Origin of the sequence: Shimia sp. R9_1 (assembly GCF_017743775.1) — a bacterium.
Taxonomy (GTDB): Bacteria; Pseudomonadota; Alphaproteobacteria; order Rhodobacterales; family Rhodobacteraceae; genus Shimia.
Genome location: NZ_JAGHRN010000002.1, coordinates 863140 through 884833 on the forward strand (window position 1 = coordinate 863140; position 21694 = coordinate 884833).

At 58.0% G+C, this 21694-nt stretch carries 15 protein-coding genes; 8 read left to right on the forward strand and 7 right to left on the reverse strand.

Going from position 1 to position 21694, the window contains the following annotated elements; genetic code table 11:
• Positions 1–109: 109 nt before the first annotated feature.
• The 3 genes from J7399_RS10505 to J7399_RS10515 all read right to left on the reverse strand — a co-directional run bounded on the left by J7399_RS10505 (position 110) and on the right by J7399_RS10515 (position 5105).
• Positions 110–1357, reverse strand: coding sequence for a hypothetical protein (locus J7399_RS10505; RefSeq protein WP_209085890.1), 1248 nt, complete (start codon positions 1355–1357; stop codon positions 110–112).
• A complete protein-coding gene (locus tag J7399_RS10510) occupies positions 1357–3360 on the reverse strand; it encodes a hypothetical protein (protein ID WP_209085891.1) in 2004 nt (667 codons plus the stop codon). The genes J7399_RS10505 and J7399_RS10510 overlap by 1 nt, the downstream gene beginning before the upstream one ends.
• A gap of 785 nt (positions 3361–4145) precedes the next feature.
• Positions 4146–5105 (reverse strand): YecA family protein, encoded by a 960-nt coding sequence (locus J7399_RS10515; protein WP_209085892.1) that lies wholly within the window; start codon positions 5103–5105, stop codon positions 4146–4148.
• A 311-nt stretch (positions 5106–5416) separates the two neighbouring features.
• Here J7399_RS10515 and J7399_RS10520 point away from each other — a divergent pair, with 311 nt between their 5' ends.
• From J7399_RS10520 to J7399_RS10545, 6 genes are all read left to right on the forward strand, one after another.
• Positions 5417–6091, forward strand: a complete 675-nt coding sequence (locus J7399_RS10520; RefSeq protein ID WP_209085894.1) for a Crp/Fnr family transcriptional regulator — start codon at positions 5417–5419, stop codon at positions 6089–6091.
• Positions 6092–6238: 147 nt separating this feature from the next.
• Complete coding sequence (locus J7399_RS10525) at positions 6239–6445, forward strand: DUF2892 domain-containing protein (RefSeq protein ID WP_209085896.1); 207 nt, start codon at positions 6239–6241, stop codon at positions 6443–6445.
• Positions 6446–6664: 219 nt separating this feature from the next.
• Positions 6665–7549, forward strand: a complete 885-nt coding sequence (locus J7399_RS10530; protein WP_209085898.1) for an MBL fold metallo-hydrolase — start codon at positions 6665–6667, stop codon at positions 7547–7549.
• 57 nt (positions 7550–7606) lie between these two features.
• Positions 7607–9286 carry a bifunctional protein tyrosine phosphatase family protein/NAD(P)/FAD-dependent oxidoreductase gene (locus tag J7399_RS10535; RefSeq protein ID WP_209085903.1) on the forward strand — a complete coding sequence of 560 codons (1680 nt, stop codon included), beginning with the start codon at positions 7607–7609 and terminating at the stop codon, positions 9284–9286.
• 103 nt (positions 9287–9389) lie between these two features.
• Complete coding sequence (gene sulP, locus J7399_RS10540; RefSeq protein ID WP_209085907.1) at positions 9390–11129, forward strand: sulfate permease; 1740 nt, start codon at positions 9390–9392, stop codon at positions 11127–11129.
• A 176-nt stretch (positions 11130–11305) separates the two neighbouring features.
• Entirely contained in the window at positions 11306–13579 is a 2274-nt protein-coding gene (locus J7399_RS10545; RefSeq protein ID WP_209085908.1) for a methyl-accepting chemotaxis protein, read from the forward strand.
• Here J7399_RS10545 and J7399_RS10550 read toward each other — a convergent pair.
• Positions 13576–14793 (reverse strand): peptidoglycan-binding protein, encoded by a 1218-nt coding sequence (locus tag J7399_RS10550; protein ID WP_209085911.1) that lies wholly within the window; start codon positions 14791–14793, stop codon positions 13576–13578. The genes J7399_RS10545 and J7399_RS10550 overlap by 4 nt on opposite strands.
• A gap of 194 nt (positions 14794–14987) precedes the next feature.
• On the opposite strand from J7399_RS10550, the gene J7399_RS10555 reads away from it, so the two are divergent.
• Positions 14988–15581 carry an OmpA family protein gene (locus tag J7399_RS10555; protein ID WP_209085914.1) on the forward strand — a complete coding sequence of 198 codons (594 nt, stop codon included), beginning with the start codon at positions 14988–14990 and terminating at the stop codon, positions 15579–15581.
• Positions 15578–16375, forward strand: coding sequence for a caspase family protein (locus J7399_RS10560; RefSeq protein WP_209085916.1), 798 nt, complete (start codon positions 15578–15580; stop codon positions 16373–16375). Before J7399_RS10555 ends, J7399_RS10560 begins: the two co-directional genes overlap by 4 nt.
• 222 nt (positions 16376–16597) lie before the next feature.
• On the opposite strand, the gene J7399_RS10565 is transcribed toward J7399_RS10560, so the two are convergent.
• From J7399_RS10565 to J7399_RS10575, 3 genes are all read right to left on the reverse strand, one after another.
• The gene (locus J7399_RS10565) at positions 16598–18520 is read right to left on the reverse strand and encodes an acyl-CoA synthetase (protein ID WP_209085917.1); all 1923 of its coding nucleotides are present in this window, start codon (positions 18518–18520) and stop codon (positions 16598–16600) included.
• Between the two features lie 63 nt (positions 18521–18583).
• Positions 18584–20218 carry a choline dehydrogenase gene (locus J7399_RS10570; protein ID WP_209085918.1) on the reverse strand — a complete coding sequence of 545 codons (1635 nt, stop codon included), beginning with the start codon at positions 20216–20218 and terminating at the stop codon, positions 18584–18586.
• Between the two features lie 390 nt (positions 20219–20608).
• Positions 20609–21616 (reverse strand): AraC family transcriptional regulator, encoded by a 1008-nt coding sequence (locus J7399_RS10575; RefSeq protein WP_209085919.1) that lies wholly within the window; start codon positions 21614–21616, stop codon positions 20609–20611.
• Positions 21617–21694 lie beyond the last annotated feature (78 nt).

Below are 21694 nucleotides of genomic sequence, written 5' to 3' on the forward strand. Positions count from 1 at the left end.
CGGCGGGGGCCGCAAACCGCAGCTTTTGAGGCTTGTTGACGGTTGGGAAAATCAGCGGATATCGATTTGGCGCTGCCACATTATAAATGCGAATAAATGCGAGGGGGCGCTATTCCTCGATATTCGTCTCACCAGTTGGGATGCTGTTAATTCTGAACAAGGTTTCAAGGTACTGAGACCGACGTCTTTCCCCGAATCTTCCGTCGAACATCTGGGCAATCGTGCCATCGGTGAACATGGAATACAGCGCCAGGGTGAAGTCCTCGGCGAAACCTCTTTTTTCGTTGGAAAGAACCAAAGCATAGGGTTCATAGGTCCCACGAGAAGAGGGCGTTTCGTCTGCGGGGCAATCGTTATCTGTATTGTTGGCGCGATAGGCGTTGACCGCCGCCCGAACGAGATCGACATCTCCGAAATAGCGGTAGATCTTTCCGTTGCAGAAGGCTTCAGTGGCTAAGGTGTGCGAGTCAAAAGCTTGGGGGCAAATGCCGATGGAGGAGGGAGCCAGTTCCGCTGCTTTGACAACTGACGGTCCGATGGTCGATCCTTCGAGATATCCCCAAATTTCGAACTCAGGCTTTACCGGGTCCGGCTCCGGCCAGATTTGCGGGGGCCAAACTTTGCGCCCTGGGTCTTCGGTGTTTTCCGGCAAGTCCTTGTCTGTCGCCATGGCTTCAAGGATGGCATCACAGGCAGTCGTCCAATCTATGCTTGGCTTTTGTGCAAACAATTCAGTATCGGGTCGGCGAAGCCACTCCCAACCGGTCGGGTGTTCGCGCTCGGCGCAAAAAACAGGCTTTAACTCAGGGAACTGAGTGCACCTAAGCTTCAGGGTCTTTGCGAGCTGTTCACGAAACACTCTTCTGGGATAGCCCAGCTGAAAATACGAACCATTTGCCAGATAAAGGATGGGGGAGAAAACAAAACGGTGCAGGCCTTCTCCTTGGTCTTCGTTGTCTATTTCTGAGAAGGTCTGCATCCGTTTCAGATTTACAGTGGTCGGATCGCACAGCAGTTCCACTGTCGCGATCTCGGCGGTGCATGTGCCGTATGGCTCGCCGTCCTCTGTGCAATAACTGCCTTTGGACAAAAGGTCCGATCGTTGCCCCGCCGAAATCGGCACGGTTTCGAATGGCCGATTTGAGCGCACGAGTGCCTCAACGCAGATATCCCAAAAAAGCCCGCGGTATTTTTGGGTTCGTTTGTCCTTCCAGATGAATGGCGGCACATCGGTGCGCGCGCCCATGATGATTTTCCGATCCTCTTTTACAGCGGTCTCAAGTTGGATATCTTGTCCAAAGGCGAGTGCTGGCAGACAAGCCAAGCTCAACAGTGAAATCCAGACACTGGCTTTCATTATTCTTCCCCCGCAGTTTCTAAAACTCGACCGTCGGCTGGATCCTTTGAGGCACGATAAAAGGCGCGTCGGGTAAGTACTTCGGACAGGCAGAACATCACCAAAGCTGCCAGAACAACGGTGTAAAGCGTCGCCCAGATCATCAACCCGGCGTCTATATGATCGAAATCTCGAGGATAGTCCTGCGTGGCCGCCAAAAATGACAGATAGCGCATGACGGGGGTGATTATCAGCATCATCAACGCTCCCACCGCGACCCAAGACAGACTGTCCAGCAATGACAAATCGCGCCATGTTTTGGCATTCGATTTCATCTGGTCGCTAGACTTATGTCTCTTGAGCTGTTTCTGCTCATACCGGCCCGAGTCGGTCCACAACCGCTGCCTCGCATCCAAAAGCACTGTCACAAGCAGCGCCAAACATGCCGCGCGGAAAGAAATTGGGCCCATGTATTCAAAACGCCAGCGGATCGAAATTATGAACTCTTCGAATGTCATTCGCCAGGCTTCTGCTTCGGGTGTTCTGGTTTCCGTGAGCCATAGCTGAACCGCTATGTTCAATGCTGTAGAAACCAAGAAGGCAATGGAAAACAGGCTTAGTGCCTGCGGTAGCCAGCGTGTCCAGTGATTGGGATAGCGCATGTTTTCCCATTTTCGCTGGCCGTCTTCAGCAACGGAAGTCATGCGGACCCAGCGAAATGTGATCGCAACGATCGTGGCGATGCAGTAGGTGTTGAATGCGTTGACCGAATACAGCCTGATCCTCCGATAGGTGTCACTGCTGAGCGTGTCCCAGATCAAATTGAATTCCGCTTGCCCCGGCCACAGCACCGCCCAGGCGACTGTCCAACTCAGCACGATCGCCAGTGTCCAGAATAGCGCCAAATTGTTGCCGCGGCGCTGCATCAATGGTTCAGTCTTGTTCTTGTAAAGGACGTCTACGAATTGCCTCAGCCTATCCCGGGCGCGGCGCTGGCTTTCTGTGGGGGCCGGGCGCTGATCATAGGGGTGAATGACGTCCTGTTCGTCATAAAGAGCAATCAGCACGCAGAAATCGCTGGCCAATTCATCTGCGGCAGTGGCCACAGCCTCCCAGCCTTCATGGGAAAGATCGGGACTATTCGCATTGCTGAACAACTCGTTCTTTCGGCGACGAAGCTCATTTTCTATTTCTTCGAAGCGGTTTTTGTCGCCGGTCCCCGTGATCCGCAGCTTTTCATCAAGAAACCACGCCGATGCAACAAGAATGACTTCGATATTCAGGATGAAATCATCCAGATTGCCCAGAAACGGCTTGGCCTTGGCGTGCAAATCTATAACACGTTTGCGCTCGGGTTCTGAAATAAGATATTCGCTGGAATTGTCGGCTTCGCTGTCCGTGAAGAACCGTAAAACCTTGGCGTTCGACCGCAAAGCGTCCGAGGTATCTATAACCCAGGTCGGTATTCCCGCAACGCGATGGGCAAACATACGCAGCCATTCATCCACGCGCACCAGCGCCTTTATGGAAGGTGCTAGACCGACCATGATCAGGGCCAGTCCCATGGAGACTTCGGGCGCGATATTGACACCTGAATTGGTTTCCACAGGCTCGGAACTCACAGTGGGTTCAAGGTTTGCTATCCAGAACTCGATCGCCGAAGATTCCATGGGGGCGAAACCTGTCGTGGGTTCGGGTGCGGTGTCTGACGCTGGAGGCGGGCTCGTCGACGCTTCGGAGGGCAGAGTGCTTGCCCCGATCTCGGGCAAAAGATTTTGACCTCCGATAAGAGGTAACAAAATCTCGGCATAGCCGCATAAGATCAAATAGAGGATGATCAGCGAAAGCGTGTAGATAAAATATGCATATGTAACCTGCCGGCGTGCGCGCAATTTATCTGGTGTAAGAAACGATACAAGCCGATCAAGACGTTTGCCGGTCTCGTAGGAGATCCGGTTAAAACGTTCATGGGAAAATGCGATTATAATGCCGACGCCAAAAAACAATGCGACAATGTCGTGCATACCGTCCGTAGACATGACGTTACAATGCTACTTTATCGGCACCGTTCGCGCGAAGGGTCGCACCCCACCTGAGAATGCACCGAGGAAGGGGATGCTGCAAAAAACGCAGCGCACAAAACAATCAATACCAAGGCTGACTTCACAGCAATCACTCCGCTAAATCGGAAGAATTAAGTAACGTAGATTGTAATATATAAATTCGATTCTTTCAACTTTTGGTTGGATTTAGGGTTGAAGTTGATATCTGAGTTTCTGTTTCTTTATTTGCGTGTTCTATTCATTTTTTGGGTTTGGATTATTTTGAGGTTCTTTTAATTGAGTGCTGCGTCTTCTCTGAGGGAGGGCATTTTCGCTTGTCGATTTCAGGCTCTTGTAGGTCCGGTAAAGGTGAATTTTCTTGGCTTTTCAGAAAAGAGCGGATCTTGGGCTTGATTGAAAGGAGCTATGCCGAGCGCTTTGCCAATCAATGGCGAGCGAAACCCAACGAAGATAATTTTACCATCTATGTAGATGCAAAAAATTAGCCTGGCTCATTTTTGAAGTTCACGATGTACTGAAAATCACTGCTTCGGTGCTTTGATGTCGCCTCGGGGTATCTTTTAGCGGATAAGTTGAAGAGCAGATCTAGGCTGTTTGAAGAGCTCAAATGAGAGCGACCAACGATAACTGTTCGGCTTTGCTGCTATATGCGCGCTTAGGGCCCTCCTTGCTTGTGATTAATAGAAGGACCGCCCCACTAAGCGTACTATTGTCGGCTGCCTCAACAACACCAACACGCTCCGAAATCACGCAACCGCAAAATCCGCCAAATCACCACTTTCATCTGCCTGCACCGGGGCTTGCAGTTTGAATTCGTGATACATCATGGGCACGACGAAGGGGATCAGGTCGACGAGGATGTCGCGGTCGGCGAAGGCGAAGGTGTCGATGGCATTGGTTCGGTGCGAGACGTGGATTTTTCCGTCGTTGAGGAAGTCGAGCAGGGGGAGCAGGAAGTCTTGATGGCTCAGGTGGAGGCCGTTGGCGGTCCAGCTGTCCGGGCGCAGGGCGGCGGCGGCGAGGAAACCGGCGCACCAGGAGGTTGGGTCCATGTCGCCTTCTGCGGTTTCATCAAACACCGGCGCGAGGTGTTTGCTCTCTTCGAGGCCTGCCAGAATGTCGTCATAGAGGCCGCCAACCGCGATGATGACACTTTCGGGAAGGTCCTCTGGGGCGCCCAGGGCGACGTGAAGCCACTCATAGGCTGGGACGGATTGAGGGGAGCAGATCACGCCGGTGAGGTAACCATCCAATTGGGAGACTGAAGTGCATGATCCGCCTGTTGATTGGGTTTCCAGAAACTCTTCGATGGTGTTGAAGTCGTTGAGGTGGCGCATAAAATCGTCCTGGAGGGCCTCGTCAACTTCCAAGGTCAAGGCATGTTCTTTTGCAGCGTCTGTGTCCCATTCGGAAAGGGTGGCGAGGCTTTCTTCTTCAGTCTCTAGAGCTTTGAGCGTCCGTTTGGATGTGGTTGGTTCGAGCGCCACAAAGATTGCTGTGATCACCAAAGTGGCGATGCCGCCGCCAAGCCAGCCCAATACCGGGGCGCTGATCCAGGTGGCCCCCATTACGGCGGCGGAGATTGCCAGCAAAAGGGAGCAGCCAAGATTGAGCAGGATGATTTGCATGACATTGAGGCGCGGGGCGTCGTTGGTCTTTGTGGGGGCGGTGGCAAGAACGATCTGGTTGGCGGTCATCGGTTTCATAGCGGGTCTCTCCGGGCGGATGGGGAATTCTGAAAGAGAACCATTCTGGTTTGGGTCTGGGGGACCGTCAGCGTTTCGGCTGTGACGTTTGTATACCGTCGTATTCATTTGACGATTGGGTGGCAGAGGGTGAATGCAAATAGCCCTAAGGCAAGGCGGCTATACTTTAGGTTAGTTGGGGCGGGTTGAGCGACCTATGGCACACTGTATCGGCGATTAAATTCGCATCCTGTGGCCTTGCTCCTGACCCAATGGACCCGCCATTCAGGATGGACTAAGACTCAGGCGGGACCATCTGAGGGGGCATGCTGATGGAAGAGAATTGGATTGAAAAGTTCAATGGCTTGAGCCGCTTGCCTGCAGACATACGGGCGGCATTGGAGGCGGGCAGCGAGATTGTTTCGGTTCCGGCAGGCACGCAGATCTTTGCGCCGGGGCAGACGGCTGACAATTTGTGGTTGCTTTTGGATGGCACGGTGAAGGTGCAGCAAAGGTCAGACACCGGACGCGAGGTGTTTCTGTATCGGGTGCATGCGGGGGAAAGCTGTGTGCTCACCACGGCCTGTATGCTGGCCTTTGAGGATTACTCGGCGGAAGGCGCTGCGGAGACCTATGTGAAAGCGGTGGCGATACCGCGCGCGACCTTTGATGATCTTGTTGGCAAGTCACCGGTGTTTCGGGAATTTGTGTTCACCGCCTATTCGCGCCGGATCACTGATCTGTTTACGCTGATTGACGATATTGTCTTTCAGCGGATGGATGTGCGGCTGGCGTCCCGTTTGCTGGAGCTCGCGGATGCGGGTGATGTTGTGCATGCGACCCATGCCGCGCTGGGCACTGAATTGGGCACGGCACGGGAGGTTATTTCGCGCACCCTGTCGGAATTCCAGCGGCGGGGATGGGTGGAACAATCCCGCGGCGAGGTGAAGCTTTTGGAACGCGAAGGGCTGGAGCACCTTGTGAAGACTTCAGGCGCGCATCGGTAAGATGTCTGGAGCCCTGTTGCAAAGGTGCGCGGGGCAAAAAATCCCACCAGATTTCATGAAATTCCATTGCTTGGTGACCATGTCACCAAAGTCTCCGCGCGCCGCATGCGAATGTGGCCCAGCAACGATTCGACCTGGAGACGAAAAATGATGAAGAACATGGGAATGATCGACCGCGGCGGCCGTCTGATCATCGCGGCGGCATTGGTGTTTCTGACGCTGGTTGCAGGCGTTATTGGTGGTGTCCTTTTCTGGATTGCCCTGGCTGTTGCCGCTGTGTTCACGCTGACGGCGTTTGTCGGGAATTGCCCGCTTTACCGCATTGTCGGCCTCAAGACCTGCCGCGACTGCTGATCCACGCGCGGGCCAAGGGCGCGAGGGGCCTTCCTTTTGAGATGGCTTTGAGCGCTCTGCACCGCACCCGGATGCGTTTGGCTTTGGCAGGGCGATTGCCGGGGCTGCGCGCCAGCGGTGCGGCTGCCTCGGCGCGCTTTCAGCCAATACGCGGTCACACATGCCGTCACTGATTTGGAAGACCAAGGGCGCGGGGTGCGTCCTGAGGAGGAGAAACCTATGACTGATTATCCAGTCAACATCACCGTGAAACCTGAGGTTCAGGCGTTCTTTGACGAGGCGACCAACACCATCAGCTACATTGTCAAAGACCCGTCTTCAAAGAGCTGTGCGATCGTGGATTCGGTGATGGACATCGACTATGCCGCCGGGCGTATCACCTTTGATCACGCAGACGAGTTGATCCGCCAGATCGAGACACAGGGTCTTAAGCTGGAGTGGATCATCGAGACCCATGTGCATGCCGACCACCTGAGCGCGGCGCCTTATCTGCAAGAGCGGTTGGGCGGGAAGATCGGGGTCGGCTCCAAGATCACTGTGGTGCAGAACGTGTTTGGCAAAGTGTTCAACGAAGGCACCGAATTTCAGCGCGACGGGTCGCAGTTTGATGCGCTGTTTGAGGATGGCGACACCTATATGGTCGGCAATATGCAGTGCTTTGCGATGTATACGCCGGGGCACACACCCGCCTGCATGGTGCATGTGATGGGCGATGCGGCTTTTGTCGGGGATACGCTTTTTATGCCTGATGGCGGCTCTGCCCGCTGTGACTTTCCCGGCGGCTCGGCAGAAGAGCTTTATGAAAGCATCATGAAAGTGCTGGCACTGCCGGATGAGACGCGGCTGTTTATGTGCCACGATTATGGCCCCGGCGGCCGTGCCATCGCCTGGGAAACCTCGGTGGCGGAGCAGAAAGCGGCCAATATCCATGTTGGTCAGGGCAAGACCAAGGAAGAGTTTATCAGGTTCCGCACCGAGCGGGATGCGCAGCTCTCGATGCCAAAGCTCATCATTCCATCGCTGCAGGTGAACATGCGTGCGGGCGAAGTGCCGACCGATAAAGACGGCAACCCGATGCTCAAGGTGCCGGTCAACGGCCTGTAAGCGGTAATGCGCGCTGAGGCGTGCGATCCGCCAAAACCGCCCGGAGGAGGGGTTCACATGAACATCAAACGACTAACCGATCAGGTTTCGGTCAGCCCGCAGATTGTGGCCGATGATATTGCCGAGATTGCCGCGCAGGGCTTTCGCACCATTCTGTGCAATCGGCCCGATGGCGAGGGGGGCGATCAGCCTTCCTTTGAAGAGATAGAAGCTGCCGCCAAGGCCGCAGGGATTGAGGCACGCTATGTGCCGGTGCAATCGGGCATGGTGCGCGATGAGGATGTGGCCGCATTTGGCGCGGTTTTGGAGGAGGTCCAGCGCCCGGTTCTGGCCTATTGCCGGACCGGCACACGCTCGGCAACGCTGTGGTCTTTCCATCAGTCCAAATCGCGCCCGATGGCGGAGATTCTCGCGGCCACCAAAGCGGCGGGCTATGACATGAACGGCGTGGCGCGGCGTATTTCCAATGGGGGCAAAACCCCCACAGATACCGGAGACGCGCATTTTGAGGTGGTGATTGTTGGTGCAGGTGCCGGGGGCATCGCAGTTGCCGCCAGCCTGAAGGCACGACAATCGGGCCTCAATATCGCGGTGATTGATCCTGCAGACATCCACTACTATCAGCCCGGCTGGACCATGGTGGGGGGCGGCGTGTTTGAGGCGCAAACCACCGCCAAAACCATGGGATCTCTCATTCCCAAAGGCGTGCATTGGATCAAATCCGCAGTGGCGGCGTTTGAGCCGGAAAACAATGCGGTCATTCTGGATGGCTGCCGGGTTGTGAAATATGACCGGCTGGTGGTCTGCCCGGGCCTGAAGCTGGATTGGGCAGCGGTCGAAGGCCTAGAGGAGACGCTGGGCCGCAATGGGGTGACCTCAAACTACCGCTATGATCTGGCGCCTTATACCTGGCAGCTGGTGCAGGAGTTGCAGGAGGGGCGTGCGCTGTTCACCCAGCCGCCGATGCCGATCAAATGTGCGGGGGCACCGCAGAAGGCGATGTATCTTTCCGGGGATGCCTGGCACCGAAATGGGCGGCTGAAGAACATCGACATCCAATTCATGAACGCCGGCGGGGTGCTTTTCGGGGTGAAGGACTATGTCCCTGCGCTCTCGCAATATGTGGAGAAATATGACGCAACGCTGAACTTCTTCCACAACCTCGTCGCGGTGGATGGGGCTGCGAAGACGGCCACGTTCAAAGTGGCCCAGCCGGATACCGATCCTGCGGAGGTTACGGTGGACTTTGACATGATGCATGTCTGCCCGCCGCAGGTGGCGCCGGATTTCATTCGGGTGTCGCCCTTGGCGGATGCTGCGGGGTGGGTCGATGTGGATCAGGCCACCTTGCGCCACAGGAGCTATGACAACATCTGGTCCCTTGGCGATGTGATGAATGCGCCAAACGCCAAGACCGCCGCCGCCGCGCGCAAACAGGCCCCGACGGTGGCCGATAACATCGTGGCGGATATTGCGGGGCGCTCGCCAAACTCGGCCTATGACGGATATGGTTCCTGCCCGCTGACGGTAGAGCGCGGCAAGATTGTGCTCGCAGAATTTGGCTATGGTGGTGTGCTCAAGCCAAGTTTTCCGACTTTCCTGCTGGATGGCACCAAACCCAGCCGGGCGGCTTGGTTTTTGAAGGAGACCATGCTGCCGCCGATCTACTGGAAGGCCATGCTCAAAGGGAAGGAGTGGCTGGCAAAACCGGAAAAGATCAAGGTCGCGCCAAACTAGGGCGCTTCGCCAGCGTCGTGCCCGCCTGTTTCACGCTGCGATGGGCGGGCGCGGACCTGCGCGATGGGCCGAGGCCCGCAAAACTCAGATGACGGAAACCACAATGTCCCACCCCCTGCGCCGGTTTGTTCCCATTCTTGATTGGGGGCGTCGCTATGACCGGAACGCGCTGTCAAATGACCTGATCGCAGCGGTGATCGTGACGATCATGCTGATCCCGCAGTCGCTGGCCTATGCGTTGTTGGCCGGGTTGCCGCCGGAGGCAGGCATTTATGCCTCGATTGCGCCGATCATCCTGTATGCGATCTTTGGCACCAGCCGCGCTCTGGCAGTGGGACCGGTGGCGGTGGTGTCTTTGCTGACCGCGTCAACCATCGGGCAGGTTGCAGAGCAGGGGACCGCTGGGTATGCGGTTGCCGCGCTCACGCTGGCGTTTCTTTCGGGCGCGTTTCTGGTGCTGTTGGGGGTCCTGCGCCTCGGGTTTTTAGCGAATTTCCTGAGCCATCCGGTGATTGCCGGGTTTATCACCGCCTCGGGCATCCTGATTGCCGCCAGCCAGCTCAAACATATTTTGGGTGTGAGCGCCCATGGCCATACGTTGCCGGAGATGCTGCTGTCGATTGCCCGGCATCTGCATGAGATCAACTGGATCACAGTGGGGATCGGAGTTCTGGCCGCGGGCTTTCTGTTTTGGGTGCGCGGCAACCTGAAGCCGCTTCTGAAAAAGCTTAGGACGGGGCCGCTTCTGACTGATCTTCTGGCCAAGGGCGGCCCGGTTTTTGCGGTGGTGGCGACCACGCTTGCGGTCTGGGGGCTGAATTTGGGGGAGCAGGGCGTGCGCATAGTTGGCGATGTGCCGCAAAGCCTGCCGCCGCTGACCTTGCCGGGGGTGAGCAGTGATCTTATCGGCGCGCTATTGCTGCCTGCCATCCTGATTTCGATCATTGGATTTGTGGAAAGCGTTTCGGTGGCGCAGACCCTTGCGGCCAAGAAACGCCAGCGCATTGATCCGGATCAGGAGTTGATTGGACTGGGGGCGGCCAATCTGGGGGCGGCGTTCACCGGCGGCTTTCCCGTCACCGGGGGCTTCTCCCGCTCGGTGGTCAATTTTGATGCCGGGGCGGAAACCCCTGCGGCGGGGATCTTTACGGCGGTGGGGCTGGCGGTGGCAGCGGTTGCGCTGACCCCTCTTGTGTATTTTCTGCCAAAGGCAACGCTGGCGGCGACAATCATCGTGGCGGTGCTGTCGCTGGTGGACTTTTCGATCCTGCGAAAGACCTGGGCATACTCTCGCGCGGATTTCATCGCCGTGGCGGCCACGATCCTGCTGACGCTGGGGCTGGGTGTGGAGGTTGGTGTGGCCAGCGGTGTGGCCATTTCGGTGCTGCTGCATCTTTATAAGACCTCCAGCCCCCATGTGGCGGAGGTGGGGCTGGTGCCTGGCACGCAGCACTTTCGCAATATCCACCGCCATGAGGTGGAGACCGTGCCCGCGCTGGTGACGCTGCGGGTGGATGAGAGCCTCTACTTCGTCAATGCGCGGTTCCTCGAGGATTTGATCCAGAGCCGTGTCACCGCCGGTTGTGAGGTGCGCGATGTGGTGCTGATGTTCTCTGCGGTCAATGAGGTAGACTATTCCGCGCTGGAAAGTCTGGAAGCCATCAATGCCCGCCTGCGAGATATGGGTGTCGGGTTGCATCTATCAGAGGTAAAAGGCCCGGTGATGGACCGGCTGCGGCGCTCGCATCTGATTGAGGCGCTCAATGGCGAGGTTTTCCTGTCTCAATATGACGCCTGGCAGAGGTTTGGCGTGCCGCAGGCTGTGCCTCAGGTTGCAGAGTAGGGGTGGCGAGAAGGCGTGTGGCCCGTGAAACGCCCAATATTACAGCGCTTGGGTAGGCGGCCTCCTCCTTTGGGATAGGCCGCCCGATCGCTTAAAGAATTCTCAGGATTTCTGCGCTTAGGCTCAGTGAAAGGCGCGAATACTCGCGTGAGAAGGCATGGTCGGGAGGCGTTTCTATGCTCAAGTTTGGCAACCTTTCGCTCCGGCTCAAGCTGCCCCTGCTGATGGTCGCGTTGACCGCCACGTTCCTTGTGGGGGTGTCCTTTTCCGTCTACCGGATGGCGGAGCAGACCATTCGGCAGAATGTGTTCTTTTCTCATGAGACCTCCGCCAATGCGGCCCAGCAGGCGCTGACGGCCATGATTGATGCGGTGCGTCGCGATCTGGTGATGAATGCGGATCAGCCAACAACCTTCCGCGCGATCAGCAATTTTGAGCGCGTGATCAAGATGATCGAAGCGGACGATCCGATCCAGTATCTCACCGACACTTACGTCACCAACAATCCGCATGCGGCAGAAGAGCGTGCCAAACTGGTCGACCCCGGAGATGGCGAATACTACAGCCAATCCCATGCCAGCTATCATCCGACGTTTCTGCGGGCGCTCACGCTCAATGGATACAAGGATATGTATCTGTTCAACACAGAGGGGCGTCTGCTATATTCCGTGACCAAACAGGCGGATTTCGCGCAGGATTTCTCTGCCGGAGCAAATGCAGAGACAGGTTTGGGGCAGGTGTTTCAGGCCGCTTTGAAGGCGCAGCCGGGGGAGATCAGCACATCTGATGTTGCTGCTTACGCGCTTGGCGATGGCGGTGCAGGGGCTTTTCTTGCGATCCCGGTGCTGAGCAAGAAAAAGGTGATCGCGGGCGTTCTGGCGGTGCAGCTTTCCAGTGAGCGTATCGCGCAGGCCCTGGCGGGTAATCTGGAGCCAAACGGCGGGCAGAACATGTTTCTGGTCAGTCAGGATGGGCGCGCGCGCAGCCCGTCTCTGATTGAGGGGCAGTTTGCGGTTGGGGACATATTGCCTGAGGCACCGCATATTGCTGCGGCCGTGGCGCGCGAAGAGGCGTTGTTTGAAAGCGTGAAAACCGGCGCTGGGCATGCCGTGATTGGGCTCGTCAAACCGCTGGATGTTGATGGGTTCTCCTGGGCGCTGGTGATGGAGACAGACCGCAATGCGGCCTTCGCGGTTGTGCGCGATATTCGCATGGTTGCCATCGCCATGATCGCGGCGGCTGTTGTTTTGGCCACGGGGGTGTCTTGGCTTGTCGCAAGCCGGATCACACGCCCAATCCAATCGCTGCGGGAGGTGACAAGCGCGCTGGCGGAAGGGGCCTATAACGTGGAGATCACCGGGCGCGCGCGGGGCGATGAGCTTGGCGATCTGGCCAACGCCATGGGCAATTTCCGTGACCGGCTGAAGAGCGCGGATGCGGCCTCTGCCCGCGAAACGCAGGCGGCGCAGAAGACAGCACATGTGGTGGCAACCATGAATGATGCGCTGTCTGATCTGGAAGGCGGCAATCTGGCCTGTGACATCACAACGCCCTTTGCCGAGGATTACGAAACGCTGCGGGAGAGCTTTAACCGCGGCCTCGCCAACCTGCGCGACATGATGTCAGGTGTGATCGATGCGGCGGGCAATGTGGATCAATACTCCAACGAGCAGAAATCTGCGGCAACCGTGCTGGAAGCGCGGACAGAGGCGGCTGCTGCAACACTGGAGGAAACCGCGCGCGCGGTGGATCACCTGTCTGAAGGTGTGACAGCCACTGCCGATCGGGCAACCCGGGTTGATACGGCCATGCAGGCCGCGCGCAATGAGGCAGAGAGCAGCCGCGATGTTGTGTCCTCTGCGGTGTCGGCGATGGATCAGATCCAGACGGCCTCTGATGAGATTGCGCAGATCATCGGTGTGATTGACGACATCGCCTTTCAGACCAATTTGCTGGCCTTAAACGCGGGTGTTGAGGCTGCGCGCGCAGGCGAAGCCGGCAGCGGATTTGCGGTGGTGGCCTCTGAGGTGCGGGCGCTGGCACAGCGGGCCTCCTCTGCTGCGGGCAAGATCCAGACCCTGACCGGAGCCAGCGAGGACCATGTTGCCAATGGCGTTGCCATGGTGGGACGTGCAGGCGAGGCGCTGAGCAGCATCATTACGCAGGTGGGGTCTGTGTCCGATCTGGTGACCGAAATTTCCGAAGGTGTGCAGGAGCAGGCGTCTGATCTTGATGAGGTCAATGCGGCCATGCGCAAGCTCGACAGCATGACCCAGCAGAACACGGCCATGGCAGAAGAGGCCGCTGCCGCCAGCCAGATGCTGCAGGGCGAGGCCCAAAGCCTGACTGGCATTGTGTCGCGTTTTGAGATGGATGTGGCCAGCGCGGAGGAAGAGGCAGCGTTTGAGGAGCCGGAAGCGGGCTTGGAAGACACGCGCCTTAGCGCTTAGAATTCGACGTCTTCCTTGATGAAATCATAGAGGTTTTTGTAAAGCCCTTCGCAGTTTTGATTGTTCACACATTGCGGTGACGTTGCGGGGGCTGCGGGAGCGGTGGCGCGTGCGGCGGGCTTGGCCGGCTGGCGTGGCTGCTTTGGCTCGGATGCGGGCGCCGATGCTGGCTTGGCTTTGGCGATAGGGGGCGGGGTGGCCGCTTTCAGGCGCTCGATAAAGTCAAAATCCACTTCGCCATTGGCAATGAGATGATGCTTGGTTTGAAACCGGGTGATCGCCTGACGGGTGGCAGAATCCAGCGTGCCGCTTGGACTGCCGCTAAGATAGCCGAGCGCGATCAGCCGGTGCTGTATGTCCTCGGTCTCCGCACCGGTAAGCACATGTTTGCGCTCGCGTTTCTGGGCGGCGCGGGCATCTGTCATATCGCCCTGCAGACATTGCCAGTAGGGCACACCCGCGTGTTTGCCCAACAGTTCAATCAGACCAAGCTCGATCAGATTGCGCACCGCCTGCCCCTGACTTTCGACGCGGTCGATGGAGATCGGGACCGCCACATCCAGATCGTCGATCATGCCTGCGACCGTACCGCTGAGCCCACGGCGGGAGACAACCATGGAATTGGAGACAGAGCCGCCAGCGAGCACCTGACGGCTGGGATATTGCACAAGATGCAGATCCACCGAGACAATCGAAAGCGTGCGTTTGCTGCGGTAAAGCGAGGTGGTGATGCCGCGCCCGCTGTTGGAGTCATGGCCGGCGGTGATGGTGTTGTCGACCGTGTCAGAATCGAGCTGGGAAATTGACCCTCTGATATAGAGGTTGGGTTTGACCTCGCCCTTTTTGCGGGTTGTCACCAGCTCCAACTGACCAAACCCGGAGATACGGGCCTGATCCAGAAACACATAGCGCCCGCTGCGTTGGTTCATCTGGTTGAGCGCGTTGATGAGCATGTCGTCCGCGCCCACATCAATGTCGCGGGTGTCATCGGGAATGTCTGAGGACGACACCAGATAGCGCCGCGCCGGCAGCTGGGCTAAGAGCCCGTCCATGCAGCGCAGGGATGGGGCAAATGAGGTGAAATTCCGCGCCGGGCGCGCATTGGGTTGCGCAACCGCAGGGGCAAAACTGGCGTGCGAGGAGGCACAGCTGGCCAAAATGAACGCGGCCAGAAGCCAGAAAATCACAACGGAAACAAAGCGAACCCGAACCAAGAGGACACCATACACATAACCAAAACACCCCAATAGTGTGCGGCCAATTGGTTTACACCGGTAAAACGCATGGGTGAAGTTGCCAGCGTTTTTGCTGCGAATTTTCTGAAAATTGAAAGCCCTCAAGTTACGCTCTGTTTAGGCTTTCATGCCAGAATAGAGGCGTTGCCACTGTGTTGTGTTTGGTTTTGGCTATGATGTTTGTGCGGTTTCTCAGCCTTATTGGCGCTTTCTTTCTTCTGTCTTCTCAAGTGTTTGCAGCCTCGCGTGAGCTGCCGGTTTCGGCAGACGGTTGCGCGATCCATTTTGCGCTGACGGGGCAAGTGGGGGCAGGGTGTGCGCCGCCTGCCAGAGCGGAGCTTGGCGTCGCGCGGCGATTGCCGCCTGCGGGGTTTGACACCGCAGCGGCCAGTCTGGACAGCGTGCCTGAGGAGCAGGGGTATTTTATCCGCTTTCCCTTCAATTCCGATGATTTGACAGAGGAGTACAAGGCTCATCTGGCGCGGTTGGGGCGCGTTTTGAATGCGCCGAAGCTGGCGCAGAGTTGTATCAAACTGGTTGGCCATGCGGACAGTGTGGGCGGGCCGGCCTATAACCGGCGTTTGTCCGACGCGCGGGCGCGGGCGGTGGCGGCAGCGCTGGCCAGCGCCTCTCGAGTGGATAAGGGCCGGATCGCCACAGAAGCCCGCGGCGAAACCGCCCTGCTGAGCGGCATCCCGGGGCCACATCCGTTAAACCGCCGTGTGGAAATTCTGGCGCGGCCGAGCAATGGGGCCCGTTGCAAGTGATCTGGCGGGCTCTGGTAGTTCTGCTGATTGGTGTCGTGGGCGTTGCGCACGCCGCATGGGCCGACATTCGCAACCAGCGGTATGTCGCGTTGGTGATTGGAAGCGGGGACTATCCGGGGGCGGCGGCGCTGACCAATGCGGTGGCGGATAGCGGGGCGATTGCCGCGCGTCTGCATGGGCTGGGCTATAGTGTGATGCACCTTGAAAACCCGACACAGGCGGAGGTGATGCGCACACTGGCCGTTTTGCGCTGGGCGGCTGAAGATGCGCGGCAGGTGGTGGTTTATCTGGCCGGACATGGTGTGATGCAGGCGGGTCAGGCCTTCTATTTGCCAGTGGATGCGCTGAATGGGACGCAGTTTGATCCGCCAGCGCAAAGCCCGACGGCGGCGCAGATGGGGGCTTTGTCTCAAACGGTGCCACTCTCCGCAATTGTGCAGGCGCTTTCAGACAAACCGCGCAACAAGATTATTTTTTTTGACGCATGCCGTTCGGTTGTATCTCCGATCAGGGACGGTCTTGGCGGCAGCGGGCAGGCCATGGAGGCCGGGGTCGCCATCGCTTTTGCGTCTTCAACTGGTACGGTGGCTTATGACGGCCAAAATGGCCACAGCCCTTTTGCGCAGGCTTTTTTGCGCCATGTCACACAAAAAGCCCCGCAGCTGGAGGATGTGCTGCGCCGCATTCGGGTCGATGTGGTGCGCCAGACGCAAGGGATGCAGGTGCCTTGGGTGCGCTCTTCGATGTTGCAGCGCGCGTTTTTGCAACCGATGCCTCCGGTGCCGAATGGCTAAGGTATGAGCTGACGGCTGATGCGAAGGGGCGAGCTTGGCGATAAGCAGGTCACACAGGCGTAGTCTCGGCCCTTTGGTGCAGATCAGCTTTTGAGCACGTGGTATTGGTGCGCTTGTGGCAAGGCACGCGTTGCGGACCTCTGTGGTGGGGGGCAAAGTAAGAAGCGCCGCAGAGGGGACTGCGGCGCTTCAAATCTATCAGTTTGGCTGAGGTGTCGCGGGTCAGCTGATGTCGACGGTGAAGGCAAATTGGCCCAAGGCGCTTTGCAATGCGTCTTGACCGGACGCCACTGCAACTTTGGCCACAACGCCGCGGCTGGCGTCTTGCACCACGTCGAGGCTGAGCAGCTCGGCGGAGAGTTTTTGTGCCTCTTCCCGCACGGTGCGCTCGATTTCCATCATGTTGAGCGTGACCTTGTGGATCTTGCCCACTGCGGTCACCGGCAAGGTCTCAAGGCAGATGAAATCCTTTGGCACCGCCGCGCGTTCGGTCACATGGGTTTGTGCAAACTCCAGCAGCGCGGCCGCATCAACCTCTGTGCCAGCCGATTTCTGATAATACATCACCGGCACTTCGCCCACTTTGGCATCCGGGCGGCCGATCACGGCAGCCATGGCGACGGCGGGGTGCTTGTGCATGGCTTCTTCGACGATCTTGGGGTCGATGTTGTGGCCGCCGCGAATGATCAGCTCTTTCTTACGGCCGGTCATCCAGAAGTAGCCATCCGCGTCACAGCGCGCGAGGTCGCCGGTGTTGAACCAGCGCTTGCCGTCTTGCTCCAGCCAGATGCCCTTGTTCTGCTCCTCGATCAGGTAGCCGTCAAAGACGTTGGGGCCGGTAATGTAGATCACCCCGGCCTCATCCACCTCGGCCCAACGCTCAAATTCGTCGTTGTCGTTGAGAATGGCGATGCGCATGTCCTGATAGGGGAAGCGCATTCCGATGGAGCCGATGCGCGGTTCCGGGTTGTTGATCGGGTTCATGGAAGACGCCAGAACGCCTTCGGTCATGCCATAGGCCTCAACGATGGAGACGCCGGTTTCCGCCATGAAGGCATTGAACAGTTCGACCGGCATCGGGGCCGCGCCACAAGCGCCAAAGCGCAGGGAGCTGAGGTCTTTGTCTTTGTGCGGCACCTGCATCAGCGCGCCGTAGATGGTGGGCACGCCGGAGTAGGAGCTGATGCCATAGTGCTCAACCATGTCCCAGAATCCTGCGATCACGCCTTCGCCGCGATAGCCGGAAGGGGTGGCCAGCACGATATGGCCGCCGTGCATCCATGGCAGCAGGCCGGTTACGAGCATGGCGTTGGTGTGGAAGAGCGGCAGACCGCAGAGTGCTGCGGTGCCCGGGCCGACGTTTTCCGCGCCAACATAAAGGCTAGGGCACCAGGAGTTGTAGACCTCGCCAAAATGGGTGCGTTTCACGATTTTGGGCAGGCCGGTGGTGCCACCGGTGCAGAGCATGGTGGAGGTGTCCTGCGGACCCGGCGCATCAAAGGTGAGCGCATCGGATGGATCGTTGGCGATTTCATCCAGCAGGCGGGACATGGTGACATTGGTGCCCTCAAGCATGGGGGCGACCGGAGGCAGGGGCAGGGTTTCAGGCCAGACGCCATCCCCTTTGATGTAGGGCGCAAAGTTGCAGAGCAAGATGTGCTCCAGGCCGGGCACGTCTTTGGCTGCGGCGCTGGCTTTCTCCCAGATGTCGACACCGGGGGTCTGTTCAAGCGTGATCAGCACTTTCACACCGGCGGCCTTCAGCAGGTCAGCCATGTGATCGGCTTCCATCAGCGGGTTGATGGCGAGCATGCCACCTGCTGCGCTGCCGCCCCAGATCGCAAAATGGGTTTCCGGCATGTTGGGCAGGATGTAGGCCGCCACATCGTCGCGGCCGATGCCGAGGCGACGCAGGGCGTTGGCCGTTTGGGTGATGCGCGCAAGCAGCTGGCCATGGGTCAACACATAGGGCGTGCGCATGGCGGCTGCGCTCAGAAAGAAGCTGAGCGCAGGGGCATCAGGGTTGAGCGCTGCGCCTTTCTGAAGCGCCTCATAGGTGCTTTGCGGCAGGTGCCGATCCTGCAAAGGTGTCCGCTCAAACGCAAGAATTTCATCCATGGTTTTGAGAACGGTATTGTTATTCATTGTCTTTCCCTTTTTGGTCCGGCACCCGCCTCCGTTCGTGTGAGGCAGGATGTCAGTGTGTCATCAGGCCGCTGCTTTGATCTGGTCCGATTTGATCATGTCGGCGGCTTTCTCTGCGATCATCATGGTCGGGGCATTGGTGTTGCCCGAGATCAGGTTGGGCATGATGGATGCGTCGATCACGCGCAGCCCTTCCATGCCGTGGACGCGCAGCTCGGGATCAACCACCGCCATCTCGTCGACACCCATCTTGCAGGTGCCCACAGGGTGATAGATCGTGTCCGCGCGCGCACGGATGTGCTTCTCCCAATCCGCGTCTGTTTTGGCGTGTTCCGTGCCAAACATCTCTTTGTGGCGGTACTTTGCCAGCGCCGGGGCCTCCATGATCTCGCGGGTCATGCGGATGCCTTTGATCATGGTTTCCAGATCGCGGCGGTCTTCGAGGAAGGCCGGATCAATGGCCGGGCTGTCAAACGGATCCGCGCTCTTGAGCGTCACAGAGCCGCGGCTTTCCGGGCGCAATTTGCAGATGTGGCAGCTGAAGCCATGGCCGTAGTGCAGTTTGCGGGAGTGATCGTCCACCAGCGCCACGGTGAAGTGCAACTGCACGTCGGGGCGATCCAGCGACGGGGAGGTTTTCAGGAAGCCCGCGCCTTCCGCAAAGCAGGTGGCCATCATCGAGACGCCGGTTTTGCGCCATCTTTTGAGGTGGCCCAGCATTTTCATGCCGCCGCGCAGGCTGATCCCGAAGTTGTCGAGGTCTTTGGACTTATAGGCCAGGGTGAAATCGAGGTGGTCCTGCAGGTTTTTGCCAACGCCGGGCAGGTTGTGACGCACTTCGATACCGTGTTTCTGCAGGTCCTGGGCATCGCCGACGCCGGAGAGTTGCAGAAGCTGCGGGGTTTTCAGCGCGCCGCTGCAGAGCAGCACCTCGCGTTTGGCGTTGACAGTGATGTCCGCGCCTTTGCCATCCTTTTTGTAGACCACGCCGGTCGCGCGCAGGCCGTCAAATGTGAGCCGCGTGGCGTGGGCCTTGGTGATCACCGTGAGGTTGGGGCGGTCCATGACCGGGAAGAGATAGGCGGCGGCGGCAGAGCAGCGCTCGCCGTTTTTGGCCTCATCGTGGAACTGAGTGACCTGATAGTAGCCAACACCCTCGTTGTCGCCACGGTTGAAATCTGTCTTCTCGCGGAACTGCAGCTGGCGGGCCGCTTCGACAAAATCTGCGGTGATCGGGCGCGCTTCTTTCTGGTCAGACACCTGAAGCGGACCACCGTTGCCGTGCACGTCGTCGGCGCCGCGCTCGTTGTTTTCGGATTTCTTGAAGTAGGGCAGGATGCTGTCCCAATCCCAGCCTTCACAGCCGAGGTTGGCCCATTCGTCATAGTCCTGACGCTGGCCACGCACATAGAGCATGGCGTTGATCGCGCTGGAGCCACCAAGCGCTTTGCCGCGCGGCTGGTAGCCCTTGCGGCCGTTCAGGCCGGGCTGCTCAACGGTTTCCATGATCCAGTTGTTGATCTTGAATGGTTTGCCCGGAAGCATCGCCACAACCGCGGCAGGCATGCGCACGAGGATGCTGTTGCCGCCGCCGCCTGCTTCGAGCAGGCACACGTTGATGTTGGGGTCTTCGGTCAGGCGATTGGCGAGTACACAACCCGCAGATCCACCGCCTACGATCACGTAGTCAAATTTCATGGTATTCCTCCCTTGCCGTATGCTAGAAAATCGAGCGGTTTGAGGAAGCGTCTTTGAGGACATTTTTTTGACACTTCCGGCCAGTCGAGTTCCTCTATTGTTCCGGATTTTCAATCCTGAGTGGTTTTTAGGTTGCTGGAAATTTTGAAACTAAGGGGAGGTTTGCGCAGAATGCAAGTCGCGCGCGGCAGCCGGAGATAACTGCAATCTTTTGCTAAGATTTCACAAAAACGCTGTTTGGGTTTGCGTCATTGGCTCAAAAGAGGCTGTGAAACAGGCATGCTGGGCCCTTGGGCTTCAACCCTGTGATGTGCGATCTGTTGCAGTGTCAGGCTTGAGGGCTGTCTGCCTGACGTGGCGGCAATATGTGCGCCCTATTGGCGGAAATGTTCAGGCACTTTGTTTCAAGCTGCCGGGGCTGTAGCCGTATTGCTTGGTAAAGGCGCGCACAAAGCTTGAAGATTCGGAGTAGCCGGTGCGCCACGCAACGGTGGTGACATCCAAGCCAGCGGTGCTGAGCAGCTCGTGTCCGATCGCCAGACGAGCCTCAATGAAGATCTGCCGGAAAGACGCGCCTTCTGCGGACAGGCGGCGGCGCAGGGTGCGTTCGCTCACCCCCAGTTTGGCCGAGATGGAGGCGATTGTCGGCTCGTTGTTCATGTTGAGCAGAATGGCCTCACGCACTTTGGAGCGCATGTCGTTGGGGGCGGTCTCAGTGAGGTTGAGCAGGCTGCGGCATTGCTGGAGGCATTGCTCCATGGTCGCGGGGTCATGGCGCGGCAGGGGCGTGTCCATCAGGTGATCGGGCACCACGATGGCGTTGCGGTCGCTGTTTACGATGACCTTCAGGCCAAGCAGCTTCTGTATCGCTGCTGCGTTTTCCGGCGCATTGAGCGTGGATTCCACCGTCATCTGCGCGAGCGACAGTTTTGGCAGCACTTCTGAGGTGAAATTTGTGAACACCGTCAGGTGGCGTTCCAGCACAAAGGTTTTGACGCTGGGCGGCAAGCCATCGGTGTCATAGATCAGCAAGGTGCTGTTTTCGGCGCGCTCCAGTTTGAACTGGGCGATCAGAAAGGACAGGTTGGCAAAATCCACGGCGGTTTTCAGGCCAGCGCGCAGGGACGGGCTGCTGACAATAGCGTAGCCCCAGATCCCGAACACCTCGGGGCGATAGAGACGCCCGATTTCTACACCCAAACCCGGCCGGTTTGTGGTGTGTTTTAGAAAGTTGCCAATCACAGCAACCTCTTGGGCGATCGTCACTTGGGTGTCGTTGTTGTAGAGGTCGAATGTGACCAAGCCCGTTCCTTGCAGGCATTGCTCTGAGCTGACGCCATAATTTGGCGCTGCTTCGCACAGGATGCGGATGCTGCCTGCGGGGCGTTTTAGTGACATATCTAACATGATCAGACGCTAAATCACGTGGCCGGAAATGTCAAAATGATGTCCCCAAACGTCATCGGCTTTCCTTGG

Bases quoted from the DNA above. Each gene is read 5' to 3' on its own strand.
- J7399_RS10520 (WP_209085894.1), top strand. From the start codon at position 5,417: ATGGAAGAGAATTGGATTGAAAAGTTCAATGGCTTGAGCCGCTTGCCT.
- J7399_RS10570 (WP_209085918.1), bottom strand. From the start codon at position 20,218: ATGAAATTTGACTACGTGATCGTAGGCGGTGGATCTGCGGGTTGTGTA.
- J7399_RS10525 (WP_209085896.1), top strand. From the start codon at position 6,239: ATGATGAAGAACATGGGAATGATCGACCGCGGCGGCCGTCTGATCATC.
- J7399_RS10530 (WP_209085898.1), top strand. From the start codon at position 6,665: ATGACTGATTATCCAGTCAACATCACCGTGAAACCTGAGGTTCAGGCG.
- J7399_RS10555 (WP_209085914.1), top strand. From the start codon at position 14,988: ATGATGTTTGTGCGGTTTCTCAGCCTTATTGGCGCTTTCTTTCTTCTG.
- J7399_RS10535 (WP_209085903.1), top strand. From the start codon at position 7,607: ATGAACATCAAACGACTAACCGATCAGGTTTCGGTCAGCCCGCAGATT.
- J7399_RS10545 (WP_209085908.1), top strand. From the start codon at position 11,306: ATGCTCAAGTTTGGCAACCTTTCGCTCCGGCTCAAGCTGCCCCTGCTG.
- sulP (WP_209085907.1), top strand. From the start codon at position 9,390: ATGTCCCACCCCCTGCGCCGGTTTGTTCCCATTCTTGATTGGGGGCGT.
- J7399_RS10510 (WP_209085891.1), bottom strand. From the start codon at position 3,360: ATGCACGACATTGTCGCATTGTTTTTTGGCGTCGGCATTATAATCGCA.
- J7399_RS10505 (WP_209085890.1), bottom strand. From the start codon at position 1,357: ATGAAAGCCAGTGTCTGGATTTCACTGTTGAGCTTGGCTTGTCTGCCA.
- J7399_RS10565 (WP_209085917.1), bottom strand. From the start codon at position 18,520: ATGAATAACAATACCGTTCTCAAAACCATGGATGAAATTCTTGCGTTT.
- J7399_RS10515 (WP_209085892.1), bottom strand. From the start codon at position 5,105: ATGAAACCGATGACCGCCAACCAGATCGTTCTTGCCACCGCCCCCACA.
- J7399_RS10575 (WP_209085919.1), bottom strand. From the start codon at position 21,616: ATGTCACTAAAACGCCCCGCAGGCAGCATCCGCATCCTGTGCGAAGCA.